20 protein-coding genes are annotated in these 16,373 nt (G+C 71.8%); 5 read left to right on the top strand and 15 right to left on the bottom strand.

Annotated features, from left to right (window positions below):
• Positions 1 to 19: 19 nt before the first annotated feature.
• The 3 genes from BJY14_RS23220 to BJY14_RS23210 are packed head-to-tail and all read right to left on the bottom strand — an operon-like array spanning position 20 to position 3,550.
• Positions 20 to 451 (bottom strand): protein-tyrosine phosphatase family protein, encoded by a 432-nt coding sequence (locus tag BJY14_RS23220; RefSeq protein ID WP_179845559.1) that lies wholly within the window; start codon positions 449 to 451, stop codon positions 20 to 22.
• Entirely contained in the window at positions 448 to 1,002 is a 555-nt protein-coding gene (locus tag BJY14_RS23215; RefSeq protein ID WP_179845558.1) for a CGNR zinc finger domain-containing protein, read from the bottom strand. The genes BJY14_RS23220 and BJY14_RS23215 overlap by 4 nt, the downstream gene beginning before the upstream one ends.
• Before the next feature lie 52 nt (positions 1,003 to 1,054).
• Positions 1,055 to 3,550, bottom strand: coding sequence for an ATP-dependent Clp protease ATP-binding subunit (locus BJY14_RS23210; RefSeq protein ID WP_179845557.1), 2,496 nt, complete (start codon positions 3,548 to 3,550; stop codon positions 1,055 to 1,057).
• A 200-nt stretch (positions 3,551 to 3,750) separates the two neighbouring features.
• On the opposite strand from BJY14_RS23210, the gene BJY14_RS23205 reads away from it, so the two are divergent.
• Complete coding sequence (locus BJY14_RS23205; protein ID WP_179845556.1) at positions 3,751 to 4,215, top strand: nitroreductase family deazaflavin-dependent oxidoreductase; 465 nt, start codon at positions 3,751 to 3,753, stop codon at positions 4,213 to 4,215.
• Positions 4,216 to 4,247: 32 nt separating this feature from the next.
• On the opposite strand, the gene BJY14_RS23200 is transcribed toward BJY14_RS23205, so the two are convergent.
• The 4 genes from BJY14_RS23200 to BJY14_RS23185 form a co-directional block, all read right to left on the bottom strand.
• A complete protein-coding gene (locus BJY14_RS23200; RefSeq protein ID WP_179845555.1) occupies positions 4,248 to 4,454 on the bottom strand; it encodes a DUF397 domain-containing protein in 207 nt (68 codons plus the stop codon).
• A gap of 118 nt (positions 4,455 to 4,572) precedes the next feature.
• The gene (locus BJY14_RS23195) at positions 4,573 to 5,538 is read right to left on the bottom strand and encodes a threonine ammonia-lyase (RefSeq protein ID WP_179845554.1); all 966 of its coding nucleotides are present in this window, start codon (positions 5,536 to 5,538) and stop codon (positions 4,573 to 4,575) included.
• 94 nt (positions 5,539 to 5,632) lie between these two features.
• Positions 5,633 to 5,818, bottom strand: a complete 186-nt coding sequence (locus BJY14_RS23190; RefSeq protein WP_179845553.1) for a DUF397 domain-containing protein — start codon at positions 5,816 to 5,818, stop codon at positions 5,633 to 5,635.
• The gene (locus tag BJY14_RS23185) at positions 5,809 to 6,603 is read right to left on the bottom strand and encodes a helix-turn-helix domain-containing protein (RefSeq protein WP_179845552.1); all 795 of its coding nucleotides are present in this window, start codon (positions 6,601 to 6,603) and stop codon (positions 5,809 to 5,811) included. The genes BJY14_RS23190 and BJY14_RS23185 overlap by 10 nt, the downstream gene beginning before the upstream one ends.
• A 246-nt stretch (positions 6,604 to 6,849) precedes the next feature.
• On the opposite strand from BJY14_RS23185, the gene BJY14_RS23180 reads away from it, so the two are divergent.
• Positions 6,850 to 7,206, top strand: a complete 357-nt coding sequence (locus BJY14_RS23180; protein WP_218905561.1) for an ATP-binding protein — start codon at positions 6,850 to 6,852, stop codon at positions 7,204 to 7,206.
• Positions 7,185 to 7,562, top strand: coding sequence for a hypothetical protein (locus BJY14_RS23175; protein ID WP_179845550.1), 378 nt, complete (start codon positions 7,185 to 7,187; stop codon positions 7,560 to 7,562). Before BJY14_RS23180 ends, BJY14_RS23175 begins: the two co-directional genes overlap by 22 nt.
• Positions 7,563 to 7,621: 59 nt before the next feature.
• On the opposite strand, the gene BJY14_RS47310 is transcribed toward BJY14_RS23175, so the two are convergent.
• The 5 genes from BJY14_RS47310 to BJY14_RS23150 all read right to left on the bottom strand — a co-directional run bounded on the left by BJY14_RS47310 (position 7,622) and on the right by BJY14_RS23150 (position 11,730).
• A complete protein-coding gene (locus BJY14_RS47310) occupies positions 7,622 to 8,119 on the bottom strand; it encodes a potassium channel family protein (protein WP_179845549.1) in 498 nt (165 codons plus the stop codon).
• A 410-nt stretch (positions 8,120 to 8,529) separates the two neighbouring features.
• Positions 8,530 to 9,867: an NADP-specific glutamate dehydrogenase gene (gene gdhA / locus BJY14_RS23165; RefSeq protein WP_179849569.1), complete on the bottom strand. Its 1,338-nt coding sequence runs from the start codon at positions 9,865 to 9,867 to the stop codon at positions 8,530 to 8,532.
• A gap of 188 nt (positions 9,868 to 10,055) precedes the next feature.
• Positions 10,056 to 10,703, bottom strand: a complete 648-nt coding sequence (locus tag BJY14_RS23160; RefSeq protein WP_179845548.1) for a DUF4360 domain-containing protein — start codon at positions 10,701 to 10,703, stop codon at positions 10,056 to 10,058.
• Positions 10,704 to 10,951: 248 nt separating this feature from the next.
• Positions 10,952 to 11,323 (bottom strand): DUF488 domain-containing protein, encoded by a 372-nt coding sequence (locus BJY14_RS23155; RefSeq protein WP_179845547.1) that lies wholly within the window; start codon positions 11,321 to 11,323, stop codon positions 10,952 to 10,954.
• A 47-nt stretch (positions 11,324 to 11,370) separates the two neighbouring features.
• Complete coding sequence (locus tag BJY14_RS23150) at positions 11,371 to 11,730, bottom strand: hypothetical protein (protein WP_179845546.1); 360 nt, start codon at positions 11,728 to 11,730, stop codon at positions 11,371 to 11,373.
• 104 nt (positions 11,731 to 11,834) lie between these two features.
• Between BJY14_RS23150 and BJY14_RS23145 the strand changes: the two genes are divergently transcribed.
• Positions 11,835 to 12,026 (top strand): hypothetical protein, encoded by a 192-nt coding sequence (locus BJY14_RS23145; protein WP_179845545.1) that lies wholly within the window; start codon positions 11,835 to 11,837, stop codon positions 12,024 to 12,026.
• A gap of 83 nt (positions 12,027 to 12,109) precedes the next feature.
• Here BJY14_RS23145 and BJY14_RS23140 read toward each other — a convergent pair whose 3' ends face one another.
• The 3 genes from BJY14_RS23140 to BJY14_RS23130 all read right to left on the bottom strand — a co-directional run bounded on the left by BJY14_RS23140 (position 12,110) and on the right by BJY14_RS23130 (position 15,337).
• Positions 12,110 to 12,913, bottom strand: coding sequence for a hypothetical protein (locus BJY14_RS23140; RefSeq protein WP_179845544.1), 804 nt, complete (start codon positions 12,911 to 12,913; stop codon positions 12,110 to 12,112).
• Positions 12,914 to 12,922: 9 nt separating this feature from the next.
• Positions 12,923 to 13,174 carry a hypothetical protein gene (locus BJY14_RS23135; RefSeq protein WP_179845543.1) on the bottom strand — a complete coding sequence of 84 codons (252 nt, stop codon included), beginning with the start codon at positions 13,172 to 13,174 and terminating at the stop codon, positions 12,923 to 12,925.
• 570 nt (positions 13,175 to 13,744) lie between these two features.
• Positions 13,745 to 15,337 (bottom strand): CocE/NonD family hydrolase, encoded by a 1,593-nt coding sequence (locus BJY14_RS23130; protein ID WP_179845542.1) that lies wholly within the window; start codon positions 15,335 to 15,337, stop codon positions 13,745 to 13,747.
• Between the two features lie 95 nt (positions 15,338 to 15,432).
• Between BJY14_RS23130 and BJY14_RS23125 the strand changes: the two genes are divergently transcribed.
• The gene (locus BJY14_RS23125) at positions 15,433 to 16,338 is read left to right on the top strand and encodes an arginase family protein (protein ID WP_179845541.1); all 906 of its coding nucleotides are present in this window, start codon (positions 15,433 to 15,435) and stop codon (positions 16,336 to 16,338) included.
• The last annotated feature ends 35 nt before the right edge of the window (positions 16,339 to 16,373 follow it).

Below are 16,373 nucleotides of genomic sequence, written 5' to 3'. Positions count from 1 at the left end.
CCCGGGCCGCGTTCCGGGTTCAGGCCGGGAAACGGGTCACCCAGCGGCGTTGCCAGGGGGTTTCGACGGCGCGCGGGTGGTGGTGCTCGCGCGCCCAGGCGACGGCCTCGGACGGGGCCACCCCCGACAGGACGGCCAGGCAGGCGATGACCGTTCCGGTGCGGCCGACGCCGCCTCCGCAGGCGACCTCGGCGGTGGCACCGGAGCGGGCCCGCTCGTGCAGGGCGCGGATCTGCCGGACGGCCTCGTCCCGGTCGCGGGGCAGCAGGAAGTCGGGCCAGTCGATCCAGGCGGACGGCCAGCCCAGCGCCGGCTCGTGCCTGCGGCGGAGGCGCCCGGAGCCCAGGTAGAGCCCGAAGTCGGGGGCGGGGCCGTCGGGGGCCGGGTTCCGCAGGCCGCGGCCCCGGATCAGGGTTCCGTCCGGGAGCCGGATCGCGCCGGTGAGCGTCATCGGGCCACCGCCCGGCGGCGCGCACGGTGGTTGGCGACGTTCTGCCTGTTCCCGCACAGTTCCGGCATGCAGTAGCGGCGGCGGCCGGCGCGGCTGGCGTCGGCGAACACGCCCCCGCAGCCGGGGGCGGCGCAGGCGCGGAAACGATCGTGGCCGAGCGCCCGGACGAGGCCGAGCAGCGCGACGCCTACGAGGGCGGCCACCTCGCCGACGAGGGCGGCGTCCCGGGCCGTCGGGACGTACCACCGCCACCGGCCGGACGGGTCGCGGCGCAGCACGGGCGCGAGCCCGGCGTGCCCGGCCAGCAGTGCCAGGCGCTCCACCGCCTCGTCCTCGGTCCCGGACTCCATGACGGCGCGCACCTCGCCGCGCAGGAAGCGGACCTTCTCGACGTCATCGGCGACCGGCGCCGCGACGTCGTACGCCGCGAGCAGGCCGGCCAGGTCGGCGGGCCCGGAGAGCGCCTCGGCGCCCCGGACGGTGGGCGACGTGCTGACGAGGTCGTTCGCGACCTCGACGCCCGCCGCATAGTCGGCCATCGGGATGAGCACGCGTCCTCCTGCACCCGAGCACTCTGTAAGGGTTATAAGAGGACTATAGCCATTACCCGGTGGCGACGTCGAACTCGAGGCCGCCGTTCACCGCGGACACCTCGACATGCCCGCCGGGCCGCAGGTCGCCCGACAGGAGCAGGTCGGAGAGCCGGTCGTCCACCTCCCGCTGGATCGTGCGGCGCAGCGGCCGGGCCCCGAACTCGGGCTGGTAGCCGCGCTCGGCGAGCCAGTCCACCGCCTCGGTGCCGAAGGTGACGGAGACGTCCTGGGCGCGCAGGCGGCGGCGCGTCTCGTCCAGCAGCAGGTCGGTGATCTGGCGGAGCTGGCCCTCCTCCAGGCGCCGGAAGACGATGATCTCGTCGATCCGGTTGAGGAACTCGGGCCGGAACGACTCGCGCAGCCGCCGCATGATCCGGTCGCGCAGCCCGGCGCCGCCGTCGCCGGACGTGCCGAAGCCGATCTCGGTGGTACCGGTGATCAGCTCCGAGCCGAGATTGCTCGTCATGATCACGACGGTGTTGCGGAAGTCGACGGTGCGGCCCTGCGCGTCTGTGAGGCGCCCGTCGTCGAGGAGCTGCAGCAGGACGTTGAACACGTCCTGGTGCGCCTTCTCGATCTCGTCCAGCAGGATCACCGAGTACGGCTGGCGGCGGACGGCGTCGGTGAGCTGCCCCGCCTCCTCGTAGCCGACGTACCCGGGCGGCGCGCCCATCAGGCGGCTGACGGTGTGCCGCTCCTGGAACTCGCTCATGTCGAACCGGATCATCCGGTCCCGGCTGCCGAACAGGGCCTCCGCCAGCGCCTTGGCCAGCTCGGTCTTACCGACGCCGGTCGGGCCGAGGAACAGGAACCCGCCGATGGGGCGGTCCGGGTCGCCCATCCCGGCGCGGGACCGCCGGACGGCCCGCGCCACCGCCGCGACCGCGTCCTCCTGCCCGATGACGCGCTCGTGCAGGTGCCCCTCCAGGTTCGCCAGGCGCTCCCGCTCGGCCTGCGTGAGCTGGGTGACGGGGACGCCGGAGATCCGCGAGACGACCTCGGCGATGTCCTCCGTGGTCACCTCCGGGACCGTGACCGGCCCGCCGTTCTCGCGCGTCGCGGTGAGGTCCTTCTCCAGCCGGGCGACCTCGTCGCGCAGCTCGGAGGCGCGCTCGTAGTCCTCGTCCGCGACGGCCTGGTCCTTCTCGCGGCGCCGCTGGTCGAGGCGCTGCTCCAGCTCGCGGCGCCCGCCGTCGCGCGTGGAGCGCAGCCGGACGCGGGCGCCCGCCTGGTCGATGAGGTCGATCGCCTTGTCCGGCAGGAACCGGTCGGTCAGGTAGCGGCTGGACAGGTCGACGGCCGCGACGAGCGCCTCGTCGGTGAAGCGCACCTGGTGGTGCGCCTCGTACCGGTCGCGGAGGCCGCGCAGGATCTCGATGCTGTCGTCCGCGCTCGGCTCCGGCACGAGGATCGGCTGGAACCGCCGCTCCAGCGCCGCGTCCTTCTCGATGTTGCGGCGGTACTCGTCGATCGTGGTCGCGCCGACGACGTGCAGCTCACCGCGGGCGAGCGGCGGCTTCAGCATGTTCCCCGCCGACATCGCGCCCTCCGCGCTGCCCGCGCCCACGATCGTGTGGATCTCATCGATGAACACGACCAGGCCCTCGGCGTGGTCGCGGATCTCGTCGACGAGCTTCTTCAGCCGCTCCTCGAAGTCGCCCCGGTACCGGGTGCCCGCGACGACACCGCCCAGGTCGATCTGGACGATGCGCTTGCCGCGCAGCGTCTCGGGCACCTCGTCGTCCACGATCCGCTGCGCCAGCCCCTCGGCGATCGCGGTCTTGCCGACCCCCGGGTCGCCGATCAGCACCGGGTTGTTCTTGGTGCGCCGCGAGAGGACCTCGACCGTCTCCTCGATCTCGTCCTCGCGCCCGATCACCGGGTCGATGCGCCCCTCCCGGGCGAGGGCGGTCAGGTCGCGCCCGAACTCGTCCAGCGTGGGCGTCCCGCTCGGCTGCCCGCCGCCGGGCGGCGGCTGCCCGGAGCCCCCGCCGGACGCCGCCTGCTGCAGCGAGTCGGGCGTCACGTGCTCGTGGTCGAGGATCCGCCCGGCGCTCGACCCCCGGTCCAGCGCCAGCGCGAACAGCAGGTGCTCGGGCCCGATGTAGGACGATCCGAGCGCCCGCGAGACCTGGTGCGAGTCGAGCAGCGCCCGCTTGGCGGAGGGGGTCAGCTCGGGCGGGACGTCCCGGGGCTCACCGCGCCGCGCGTGGTCCTCGATCTCCTCCCGGATCTTGTCCGGGTCCGCGCCGGCCCGCGCCATCCACTGCCGCGTCCCCTGCTGCCGCGTCGCCGCCCACAGCAGGTGATCGGTGTCGAGATCGTCGCTGCCCCACTGCGCCGCCTGCGCGGCGGCGTCCCGCACCAGCTCCCGCGCGGGCTCGCTCATCAGCCGCGCGAGGCTGATCCGCTCCATGGGCCGCCGGTGCGCCCGCGCCCCGAAGAAGCGGGCGAGCATCTCCTCGAACGGGTCCATTCCCCCTGGCCCGTACCATCCCGCGGTCATCTCCGAAAACCCCCCGGTAGTCGAAGGACACGTCATAACGACGGACATCCCCCTGCCCATGGCATGCCCCAGGAAACCCCCACGCCAACCGTCCCGCGCCCTGTCGCGCCGGACCGGTCAGGAATCGGGAAGCCCCCTTGACCGGGCCGCGCCTCGCGTCGAGGACAAGGCATACCAGTACGGCCGACCGGAGGCAGGCGATGGCAGGGAATCAGCAGGCGAAGGCCCGCGAGAGCGGCGGGCCCGGAGCGGTGTCGCGGTGGATGCAGCGGACGATGAACGCCCGCATGATGCGCAAGGTCCGCCGCGGCCGCGGGAGGTTCATGGGGATGGACGTCCTGATCCTGCACACCGCGGGCCGCCGGAGCGGGCGGCCGCGCGAGACGCCCGTGTCGTGGTTCCCCGACGAGGACGGCGCCCGGCTGGTCGTCGCGTCCGGCGGCGGGAGCCGGGACCCGGACTGGTACGCCAACCTGATGGCGGGTCCCGAGCACGCGGCGATCGAGCTGCCCGGCGAGGACGCCGTGCCGGTGACGCCGTACCGGCTCGAAGGCGCCGACCGCGACGACGCCTGGGAGCGCATCACCGCCGCCCAGCCCCGCTACGCCAAGTACCAGAGCAAGTCCGACCGCCGGTACCCGGTCGTGCGCCTCATCCGCCGCTGACCCGCCCGGCCGCGGCCCGCCCGCCCGGCCGGCTACTCCAGGCCGCCTGCCTTCACCCTCTCGACCAGCCCGCGGAAGGCATCCCGTCCCAGGGTGAGGCGAGGGCCGGCGGGGTCCTTGCTGTCTCGGACGCAGACCACGTGGGCGGCCTCCGCCACCTCGACGCACTGCTGCTGGGAGTTGTTGTGGCTGTAGCTGCTCCTGCGCCACCGGAGGGCGGACGGACCGGACTCGGGCATGGCGGCCTTCTCTCCTGGACGACCTTGGTCGGACGACTCTGCCGCCACCGTAAGCGGGCCTCTCCGCCCGCACCAGCCACGGCTCACTCACCCCGGGGACAGGGCGCCCGCCTGGCCCTCAGGGTTCGAGGACCCAGCGGCGGTAGGCGTCCATGTCGACGTTGCCGCCGCACACGATGGTGACGACGTGGCGGTCGGCGAAGCGGGCGCGGTCCTCGAGGAGCGCTGCGACGCCGAGGGCGGCCGACGGTTCGACGACGAGGCCGGCGTGGTCGAGGAGCATCCGCATGCCGGCGATGATCGACGCCTCCTCGACCAAGACGGCGTCGTCGGCGACCACGAGGAGGTCGTCCAGGACGGCCGGGATGGGGCGCCGTCCGGCGACGCCGTCGGCGATGGTGTCGGTCGTCTCGGTGGTGACGACGCGCCGCCCGCGCCAGGAGCGCGTCATCGCGGGCGCGCCCGCCGGCTGGACGCAGATCACCTCGACCCCGGGCGCGAAGGTCTTGAGCACGTGCCCCACCCCGGTGGCCAGCGCCCCGCCGCCGAGCGCGATCAGGACGGCGTCGAACGGCGTCGCGGAGTCCACCAGTTCCAGGCCGATGGTCGCCGCGCCCTCGCAGGTCTCGATGTCCAGGCTGTCCTCGACCAGCCGGATGCCGTCGTGCCGCGCGAGGGCGGCCGCCCGCTCGCGCGCCATGTCGAAGTCGCCGTCCACCAGCTCCAGCCGGGCGCCCAGCGCTCGGATGCGGTCGAGCTTGGCCGCGGGCGCGGAGCGGGAGGCCACGACGGTGACATCGAGCCCCCGGACGCGCCCTGACCAGGCGAGCGCCTGCCCGAGGTTGCCCGCGCTGGCGCACACCGCCGCGCGCCGGCCTTCCTCGGTGAGGAGCCCGGCGAGGAGTTCGGTGCCGCGCCCCTTGAAGCTGCGCACCGGGTTCGCCGTCTCCAGCTTGACGCTCACCGCGCATCCGAGGACGGGCTCCAGCGCCTCGCAGCGGTACAGCGGGGAGTCGAGGAAGACGGGGTCGATCATCCGGCGGGCAGCCCGGATCCGGGCGATGTCGAGGCGCGTCTCCAGCACGGCCAGCAGAGTAACGGACCAACTCGCCGGTCAGGACGTGCCCTACCTCGCAGATCTGGGCCCGAGTTCAACGCACGCGGCGAGCGTGCCGTTCTCAGAGGTTCTTGAGGATCTCCGTGAAGCGCCGGAAGTCGCCGCGGCTCACGAGGAGAGGGGGGCCATCAGGGTCTTTGCTGTCACGGACGGCGACATTGCAGGAGACGGAGGCGACTTCCACGCAATTTGAACCATCTTCCTTGCTCTTGGAAGCCTTACGCCACAAAGCCTTGCTCAAGTCCATCTCTCGTCAATCACCTTTCGGATCAACTCTCTCGTGTCCCGCACGTTCAATGCCTCTCCCTGCAGCATGACGAATGTCTCACTCACCAGGGCCACATGCCTCGGACTGGTCGTCGTCTCGCCACCGTAAGCATTGTCGGTGTAGACGATCTGCCGCTGGTCGGGGAGCGTGGCGATCGCAAATGGAGTCCACACATTTCTTATGTAGCAGATCGGGGCTATCTGCAGGCAGACCCTGTCCCTGTGCGACAGTTCAATGAGATGTTCCAACTGTTCCCTCATCACCTCCCGCCCGCCTACTTCACGATAGAGCACGGTCTCGTCCATCACGACCGAGACGGCGGGGCCGGGTTTCTGGTGCAGAATATCCTGACGCCTCATCCTGTTCTTGAGGGCGTCCTCGTCGTCCAGAAGGGCGCGAGCGTACGCCTCTTTTTGAAACAGGCCGTAAACTATTCGCTCCTCGAAGGCGCGGAGCAGGCTAGCGGACTGCTCGGCCTTCGGGAAGTTGGCGAAGAACTCGGGGTACTTGTCGGACTTGATGGATTCTAGTAGCTCGTCCCACGCCTCGACGAGGGTCGCGCCCGACTTGAGGGCCCGGTCCAGCCGGAGGGCGAAGTCGCGGCGGCACCGCGTCCGTCCGGACTCGACCTGCGTGACGTAGCTGCGCGTCACGTTGACCAGGTCGGCGAGTTGCTGCTGGTTCAGGCCGGCGGCCTTGCGAAGACGCCTCACCTCCGCTCCGTAACTCAGGAACTCGGGCTTGATCCTCTTGTGCGTCGACACGGCGCCTCCAGCCCGGGGGGGGGAATGGCCACGGCAGCAGATGAAAGCGTTTTGAAAGCACTTCCCTGCTCCCCTGAAATCCTACTCCGTTACATGACTTCATGGTGGTCGTTCAACTACGCAGAGTGATTCGAGGGGTATCTTCCGGTTTGACGCGAAGGGCCCGTTCGGATGGAACGCCATCGAGGCTGAGGGGGTTCACCCATGTCAACGCTTGCTCTTGCGCCGGAGAGTCCGGGGCTGGTGATGGCGCCATCGGTGCACGCGCCCGCGAGGGCGCGCCGTTACCTGGCGGAGCGGTTCCGGGAGTTGGGCCACGCCGACGACTACGTGGGGCAACTCGTGGTTACCGAGTTGGTGACCAACGCCTACAGGCACGTGGGGTTCGGGCTCATCGTGGTGCGCGTCTTCCCCGACGCGCACGAGGCCGTGACCGTCATCGAGGTCTGGGACGAGGGTGCGGAGCTGCCGGTCGTCCGGCCCGAGGACCGTGAGGCGGTGAGCGGGCGCGGCCTGCCGCTGATCTCCGAGCTCGTCCGCGACTGGGGCGTCCGGCCGCTCAACGAGGAGGGAAAGGTCGTATGGGCCCGCTGCGCCCGCTGATCGTCCGGGCGGGACGGCACCTGCTGCGGTGGCGGGACCGGCTCGGGCGCGCCACGGCGATCCTGTACCTGGAGCTGCTCGCCGCCGCGATCGAGACCAGGGGCTACCGGTGCGTCAAGCACTACCAGACCGACGACCTCCCCACCTGGCGTCCACTGCTGCTGGTCCTCGCGTTCAGCCCCGACGACCACGTCCGGCTCACGGTGAGCGTCCGCGCAACGCCAGGCCGGAACTGGGCCTTCTACGAGGCCGGACGAGGCAGACGCGGCTACCTCTCCCCCTGCGACGACACCGAACGCGCCGCCGACCAGGTCGACGCGCTCCTCAAACACCGCATGTTCCCCTCCACCTGGTGAGGAGCTTCCCGCCGGGTGTCAGGTGGCATGGGCCACCAGAAGGGCGACGGGCGCCAGGGTCAGCGGTCTCCGGCATCGTCGGGGGGCTCGTTGGCCCTGCGTTCGACGCCCTGGCGCATGGCCTCAAGGAAGACCTTGGCCACGATGCCGAGGAAGGCCAGGTCGCCGAGCATCTGCACGGCCGTCAGCGCGCGGGCCGTCTGGGAGATCGGGACGATGTCGCTGAAACCCACCGACGTGAAGATCGTGATGGTGAAGAACAGGGCGTCGATGTGCGTCAGCGGCTCGGAGAAGCCGGGCGGCGTGTCGTGGCTCATCAGGCGGTAGCTGGAGGCGAACACCAGCAGGAACAGCGCGACGGTCGTCCCCAGGGCCTCGATGGTGCGGAGCCTTGGGGAGTGCGAGTGCGCGATCGACCTCGCCTGCCACGCGACGAGCACCCCCAGCGCGAGCAGCGCCGCGCTCAGCACCACTCCCGTGACCAGCGTGAACGCCCTGTTCAGCGGGGCCGTGAAGTAGACGGCGATCAGAGCGACCGTGATCAGCGTCGTGCGCACGGCCACCCGCACCAGGGGCCGGACGCGAGCTCTTCGCGATTGCGCGTTCACTCTCCGTCCATGCCCAGGACGGTCCTCTCTGAGCCCTCCGGCCGCGCGGAAAGCACCCGGCGGCCCGCCTGCGGCAGGTCATGGCCCGTTGCCGGGCGGGGTACGGCGGCTCAGGTGGACCGAAGCCCGCATGAGCATGTCCGGAGGCGGTGGGCACCTCCGGACATGCCGTGGACGGAGTTCTAAAGCCTGTCTCGAAGTGGCCCCGGCCACGCGCGCGAACGCGTGACCTGCCCGGTGGAGCGAAGCCGGAGGCGAGCGGAACTGGGCAGATCGCGAAGCGATGCCGCGTTCGCCCAGGCCAGGTCACGTAGCGAGCCGCCAGGCGAGCGAAGTGGGCCGGGACTTTGAAACACAGCCTAGATGAGGCCCTGGGCGAGCATCGCGTCGGCCACGCGCTCGAAGCCGGCGATGTTGGCGCCGGCCACGTAGTCGCCGGGGGCGCCGTAGCGGTCGGCGGTCTCGTAGCAGGTGTCGTGGATGCTCGTCATGATCGCCGACAGCTCCTCCTCCACCTGGGAGAAGGGCCAGGCGGAGCGGCTCGCGTTCTGCCGCATCTCCAGCGCGCTCACCGCGACGCCGCCCGCGTTGGCGGCCTTACCCGGCCCGAAGGCGACGCCCGCGTCCTGGAGGACGTGCACGGCCTCGGGCGTGGTCGGCATGTTGGCGCCCTCGGACACGGCCTTCACGCCGTTGCGGACGAGGATCGCGGCGGCGTCGGCGTCCAGCTCGTTCTGCGTCGCCGACGGCAGCGCGATGTCGGCGGGGACGTCCCACACCCGGCCGCCCGGGACGAACCGCGCGGAGGCGCCGCGCAGGTCGGCGTAGTCGGAGACGCGGCCCCGGTCGACCTCCTTGACCTGCTTGAGCAGGTCGAGGTCGATGCCCTTCTCGTCCACGACGTAGCCGCCGGAGTCGGAGACGGTGATGACGTTCGCGCCGAGCTGCTGCGCCTTCTCGATCGTGTAGATCGCGACGTTGCCGGAGCCGGAGACGGTGATCTGCTGGCCGTCCAGGTCCTCGCCGCGGCGGCGCAGCATCTCGGCCGTGAACATCACGTTGCCGTAGCCGGTCGCCTCCGTCCGGACGGCGGAGCCGCCCCACAGCATGCCCTTGCCGGTCAGCATCCCGGCCTCCCACCGGTTCGTGACGCGGCGGTACTGGCCGAACAGGAAGCCGATCTCGCGGGCGCCGACGCCGATGTCGCCGGCCGGGACGTCGGTGTGCTCGCCGACGTGGCGGTGCAGCTCGGTCATGAACGACTGGCAGAAGCGCATGACCTCCGCGTCGGAGCGGCCGTGCGGGTCGAAGTCGCTGCCGCCCTTGCCGCCGCCGATGCCGAGGCCGGTGAGCGCGTTCTTGAAGATCTGCTCGAAGCCGAGGAACTTGACGATGCCGAGGTTCACCGTGGGATGAAAGCGGAGCCCGCCCTTGTACGGCCCGAGCGCGCCGTTGTACTCGACGCGGAAGCCGCGGTTGACGTGGATCTCTCCGTCGTCGTCCTGCCACGGGACGCGGAACATGATCTGGCGCTCCGGCTCGATCACCCGCTCGACGAGCTTGGCGGTGGCGAGGCCCGGCCGCGCGGCCAGCACCGGGCCGAGGGATTCCAGCACCTCGTGCACGGCCTGGTGGAACTCGGCCTCCCCCGGATCGCGGCGCAGCACCCCCGCGTAGGTCTCCTCCAAGACGGCCATGGTCTCGGGCGGGGCCGGCAGACGTGAGGCGAGGGGCATGGTGAGGATCCTTCCTTGAGACCCCCTCACTCTAAAACCCGTTCCGGACTCCATCGGGACGCCCCGCCGCGACGACCCCTCACCCGACGCCGGCCGGGCCGCGTCCTCCCTGGTAGAGGACGCGGCCCGGCGGGACGGGCGCGGGCCGGTCAGCCCGGGCACTTCTTCCACGCGAAGTGGTACGTCGTCCTGACGCTCCCGTCGGTGGAGTCGAAGGCCATGAAGCTGGTCTTCGCGGCGTCCGAGGTGCCCTTGTAGACGCGCAGCTCGGTGTTGATGTTGAAGTTGCGGTCCTCGCCGCACGGCTTGAAGACGAGCTCGGAGACGTCCGTTCGGTCCGAGAACTGCCAGTTGTCGGCGTACTGGCCTTTCAGGGTGTGCGAGATGGCGGAGGTCTGCGACATTCCCTGGAAGTAGTAGCTCGCCTTCTCGACGGCGGAGGCGCCCGGTTCCAGGGACGCGAAGCCGCGGTAGTCGGTGGACGAGATCGCGTAGGTGAAGCCCTGGGGGACGTGCACCTTCATGCTGATCTGGCAGTTCTTCCGGAAGTCGGTCGGGCCGGAGGAACCGCCCGCCTGAGCCAGGTAGTCGCTGTAGGTGACGGTGAAGGCCTCCTTGTCCTCCGACACGGCGACCGCGGCCGTCCCGGTCGGGCAGCCCGACCCGTTGACGGTCGCGATCTCGATGGTCACGCCGTTCGGTCCGTGCACCCGGCGCGGCGCCGCGGACGCCGGTGCGCTGGCGAAGGCGCTCACGGCAATTGCGGCGGCAGCGGAAACGGCAATCCCTTTACGCATGCGATTCCTCCTCGCTGGGACCTGCGCAAAGGGAGCGTAAACTTACCTGCTCAGAGGGGTCAATCGTCGCTTTTTCACTTTCCCTCCGCGAGACCCGAAAAGATGAAGGACCCTCTTTTGCGGGGCGCGATCAGGGGAGATGGAACGTCCAATGCCAGCCCTTTGAAGGCGGCAGTGGAAAGGATCGTTCCATTCAGGTGAACGGCGAATTGACGCGCGACGTCCAGAAACCCCAGAACGGGTTGCGATCAGGCGCGGGAGGGCCCGTCGGCCCCGCGGAGCCTGGCGGCGAGGACCGCGGCCTGGCTACGGTCGACGTCCTTGGTCGCGGTGAGCAGGGTGACGGTGCCCTGCCCGGCGAGCTCACGCAGGTGGTCGAGGGCCGCGGCGCGCTCCGGCTCGGCCAGTTCGGCGTCGTAGCGGCGGGTGAACTCCTCGAACTTGGCGGCGTCGTGGCCGTACCACTTGCGGAGCTCGGTCGAGGGGGCGACGTCCTTCTCCCACTCGTCCAGGTGGGCCTTGTCCTTCGACAGGCCCCGTGGCCACACCCTGTCGACCAGGATCCGCTTCCCGTCCTCGTCCGTCGGCGACTCGTACACCCTGCGCAGCCGTACCTCCATGGCGCGTCCATACCCAGGGTCACGGAAGTGACGCGCCACCCCACGGCTCACTGCGAGGTCCGCGGACGTCCCGGCGGCGTCAGGGGCGGGCGGCGCGGCCCGTCGAGGTCCTGTGAGGCGGGGCGGGGCTCTCCGGGGGCGCGCCGTCCACCGGGGCCGTCGTCCCTGCCGGGGCCGCCCTCCCGGGCGTCGCGGCGGTCGGCGGCGGCGCGGCGGGCGAACTCCGCGGCGGCCGTCCGGCGGGCGAACTCGCCGGCGAGGGCGCGGCCGAGGACGTCGTCGTCCGGGCGGTGCCTTTCCAGATATGCGAGGGCCTCGGCGAGTTCCGCGGTGGTCAGTCGCCGCACCGGCTTTCCGGTCCAGTGCGGTGGTCCTGCGGGCGGTGCGGCGCGGGGTTCGGTGGTCACGGCGGGGTCCTTTCAATTCCGGTGCCGGCAAAGCCTTTTCCGTGCCGGCTGCGGGGCGGCGCGGCGCAATGTTCCGCATTCGTGCCACCGAATAGAATCGGTACGTGCATTGGTGGAACCAGCAGGCCTGCGAAGCGGCCGCGGAGGCGCAGGCCGCCGATCCCTCGCCGGGAAATCTCATGGCCGCCGCGCAGGTGCAGGCGCTCGTCTCGATGGCGGAGGCGCTGCACCGCATCGCGGCGGCGCTGGAGGCGCGGGACGACTCCGAGACGGCCCTCTCCGCCCGGCCGAAATAGCCGCCGGTCCCGGCGGCGCGTGCCCGTCCAGCGAAAATACCGGTGCGCCCCGCCGGAGGGGCGCACCGGTATCTCACGGGGTGTCAGGCGTCGCTGAACGATTTGCGTTCCGGCCTGCCGTTCGCGCTCGGCGCGAGGCGGGAGGTCTTGGCGACGGAGGGGCGCGGCGGCGCGGTCTCGACCAGGTAGTCGTGGTCGGGCGCCGGGACGGCCGGGCGCTGCCCGGGCTCGGCCGCCGGGCGGGCCTCGTCGCGGGGCCGGTCCCGCAGCCGGCGCGCCGCCTGCCGGAGGGCGCGCTCACCGACGAGACGCGTCAGCTCCAGCCCCCAGCAGTCCAGCTTGTCTGCGTCGGTGAGGTCGTCGCGGCCGCTCAGCTCGGCCGCCAGGCCGCCGAGCCGCTGCGCCTCCGCCAGGTCGAACTCGCGCATGAGGTGGCAGCACAGCTCGGCGAGGGCCGCGTGGTCGCGTTCGAACGACAGCCCCACCAGGTCGTCGTGCGACAGCCTGCTGAGCGCGCGCTTGCGTTCCAGCTCGCCGTCGGCGAGCCGCAGGATGCCGTTGAGGAGGGCGATGGGGCCGGTGCCGGCGCCGCGGCCCTGCGCGGGGGCGAACGACATGCGCAGCACGGCCGCGGAGCCGAGGCCGGCGGCGATGACCCGGACGACCACGAGGCTCGCCGGGGGTGTGGTGGCGGGCAGCCCGAACGTCCAGCCGGAGGCGGTCACCGCGATCAGCGCGACGATCGACGCGCTGGCGTTGACGAAGACGAACAGCAGCCCGCCCGGGGAGAGCAGGGCCGCGGCGGGCCGGTCGCGGTAGCGCGCGACGAGCTCGGCGAGGCCGATCGCGCCGCCGATCAGGGCGGCGAGGAGCATCTCGATGGTCATGACCTTCCTTTACGCGCTGCGGGCGGACAGCCGGCCGAACGGTGGCTCCTCGGTCCTGCCGCGCCGGGACGGCAGGGCGGCCGGGCGTCGCCGGGCGGCGGGCCCGGCGCGTTCGACCTCCAGGAAGACCAGCAGCCACTCCGCGGGCCCGGAGGCGGTCCCGGAGTGCGTGCGCAGCGCCTTCTCGCGGGCGCCGAGAAAGGCCAGCAGCCACTGGACGGGGCCGGACGCCCCGCCCGCGGCTCGAATTCGTGAATCCATGCGGGAGACCATTCCGCAGCCGTGCCGCGAAGTCGACTCCCCCGGGGTCAATTTTTCGATCCAGGCCCCCTGAAACGCCTTTTCCCGTCAGATCGGAAAAGTCCGCAGGACGTCGTGATCTCCGTCCTCTTGACCCGAGGCGCGGGGCCACTGGAATGGGTGCGGCGATTCCTTTACCTAGAAATGGGACAGCGCGCCGAGAGGCCCGTGAGGGGAGATCCCCATTTATGCGGCGGCGCCCGCCACCGCGTCGGCGGCGCCCGCGCCATCCGACACGCCGGACGCCGGCCTTGGCCGGACCCCGGAAACGGACGGAGGGGCCACTCCCCCCGAGTGACCCCTCTCCCCCCGTTCCGCCGTCGCGGTCTCGGCGCGGACGCAGAACCCGCCGCTCCCCCCGAAGCGGCTCGCGCCGACCGTCCAGCGGATGGGAAGAACGTAGCGAGGGTTCGCCAGGCCATCGCGGCTTTGCCCGGCCTTGTCGGCGAACGGGCCACTGTGTGCGACGAACGGAACACGCTACGCGTTCGGGCGCGATGGGCGGCCTGCGCGATCGCGCCGGCGGAGTGGTCAGGGTCTCCAGACGGGGAGGTGGAGGGCGGAGGGGTGGTCGGCGTCGCGGAAGACCTCGAAACGGGTGCGCCGGGCCGCGACGGCCTGCCCCGCGGGCTCCGGAGTGCCGTGGTTGCGGGCGAAGCGGGGGAACGCGCCGCCCGCGAGCATGACGCGCAGGCGGTGGCCGCGCCGGAAGCGGTACGCGGTCGGGTGCATCTCGATCTCGGCGCGAACGGTCCCGGTGGACGTGAGGCGCAGGATGCCGTCGGTGACGTTGCGGGAGACGCCGCTCCGGTCGACGTCGCAGAGGCGGACGAACAGGTCACCCCGGCCGGTGCTGGTGCGCACGTGGATCGTCGCCGAGACGGGCCCGATCACGTCGAGGTCCTCGGTCAGCGGCGCGCCGGTGAGGACGACCACGTCGTCCCGGCGTTCGAGCGGGCCGTTGTCGCGCTGCTTTCCCTTGCCGGGTGACAGGAGCGGGCCGCCGACGTTGGGGGTCGGGTCGAAGGGGTCGTAGGTGAACGTGGCGGGGTCCGCGTCGGCCTCGTCCCAGACGAGGCCGCGGGACAGGTAGAGCGGCGTGGGCCTGGTCTCGGGAGGGGGCCACTGGCCGAAGTCCAGCCAGGTGTTGGCCTGTTGCAGGTGAAGCCTCACCGGCGCCCTGCGAAGTTGGGCCTGGTCGCCGTTCAGGTGGGCGTTCAGCCAGGAGACCTGGTCGTGGAGCGTCGCGCGGAGGGCTTTGGCGTCGTGTCCCCAGGGACCGATGGTGATGCGGACCTGGCGTCCCTCCGCGTGCATTGCGGCGAAGTCCCTGAGCTGGCCGCGCAAGAAGAGGTCCCACCAGCCCGTGACCATCGTGGTGGGCGTGGTGGTCGCGGGGACGGCGGCGCTGTGGTCGGTGCCCTTCCAGAAGTCGTCGCCCGGCCCGGCGTGGGACGCGACCTCACGCAGGAACGATTCCGGACGTCCGATGGCCGCGAGGTCGGCCTCACCTACCGGCAGGTGCCGCATCGCATGCCGGACGCGTCTGTTGTGGAACGGCCGCCTTCTCTCGTCCTGCGTGCCCATCAAGGACGACCAGACAAGGGTGTTGTGCAGGGCGAGGGCACCACCGGGGTAGAAGGAGCTGGCGAACTCGGACGAGGTGATGCCCAGCCCCATCGCGGCGAGCGGCGGGTCCGCGTAGGGCGCGACGGCCCACTCGGTGAACCCGAGGTAGCTCGCGCCGACCATCGCGACCCTTCCGTCGCACCAGGGCTGCGCGCGGAGCCACTTGAGCGTGGCCAGCCCGTCGTCCTTCTCGTCGTGGAACGCGTGGAACTCGCCGCCCGACCCGAAGACGCCGCGCACGTCCTGCACGACGACCTGGAACCCGCGCCGGGCCAGGACCCCGGCGAACAGCCGGACGACGGCCTGCCGCTTGCCGTAGGGGGTGCGCATGAGCACGACGGGCAGCGGTCCCGCGCCGCGCGGCCGGTACAGGTCGGCGACGAGCACGACGCCGTCCGGCATGGGCACCCGCAGGTCCCGCGCCGACTCGGCGTGCGGGGACGCCGGCTCGGGGAGGCCGAGGAGGCGGTCGACGAGTCGTCCCGGAGCGGTCATCGGACGTCCCTTTCCGTTCCGTCTGCTGCTGAGCTTCCGGACGTTCCGGCTTTCGGGTGGTATGCCGGGTTGCCACGGTGTTCTAGATTGCAGGAATGATCGCAGTGCTCGACGCACCGTCCAACCTGGGGCTCCGCCCGCCGCGGGAGGGTCACGAGCCCGGAGTGCGCCGGCTGGCCCGCGCGCTGCGCGGCCACGACATCGTCGGCCGCCTGCGGGCCGAGGACGCCGGCCGCGTGGACCCGCCGCCCTACGTGTTCGGCCCGGACCACGACACCGGCTACCTGAACGGCCCCGGCCTCGCCGACTACACCGAGCGGCTCGCGGCCCGCGTCGGCGAGGTGCTGGACCGGGGCGAGTTCCCGATGGTGCTCGGCGGTGACTGCGGCATCCTCCTCGGCCCCATGCTCGCGCTGCGCCGCCGCGGCGCGTACGGGCTGGCGCATCTGGACGGGCACGACGACTACTCGCCCCGGCGCGACCCGTCGGCGGCCGCGGGACGGCTGACGGCGGGCGGGTCGGCGCTCGGCCTCGTCACCGGGCACGGCCCCGCCGCCCTCACCGACGTCGAGGGGCTGCGCCCCTACGTGGCGGAGGAGCACGTCGCGCACATCGGCGTCCAGCGGGAGCCCGAGGACTTCGAGCTGTTCGACCTGGACGCGTTCGAGGCCTCGCGCGTGCGCCGCTTCCCGATCGAGTACATCCGCGAGCACGGCGCGGGCGCGGCCGCCGAGGGGGCGCGGGCGCATCTGGAGGCCGCTCCGATCGAGGGGTACTGGATCCACCTGGACGCCGACATCCTCGACAAGAGCGTGATGCCGGCCGTCGACTCCCCCAACCCGGACGGCCTGTCGTTCGAGGAACTGGCGTCCGTCCTCCGGACGCTGGTGGCGAGCCCGCGCGCGGTGGGCATGCACATCGCCATCTACGACCCGGAACTCGACCCGGACGGCACGGCCGGCGCGGCCCTCACCGACACGGTAGCCGCGGCGTTCTCCTAGACCGTGTCCGCCAACGTCCACTTCGTCTCCAGCGA

The sequence above is a fragment of the Actinomadura luteofluorescens genome, from assembly GCF_013409365.1.
Classification (GTDB): Bacteria; Actinomycetota; Actinomycetes; order Streptosporangiales; family Streptosporangiaceae; genus Spirillospora; species Spirillospora luteofluorescens.
The sequence above is the reverse complement of the archived record's forward strand: the minus strand, read 5'-3'. Positions and strand labels throughout refer to the sequence as shown.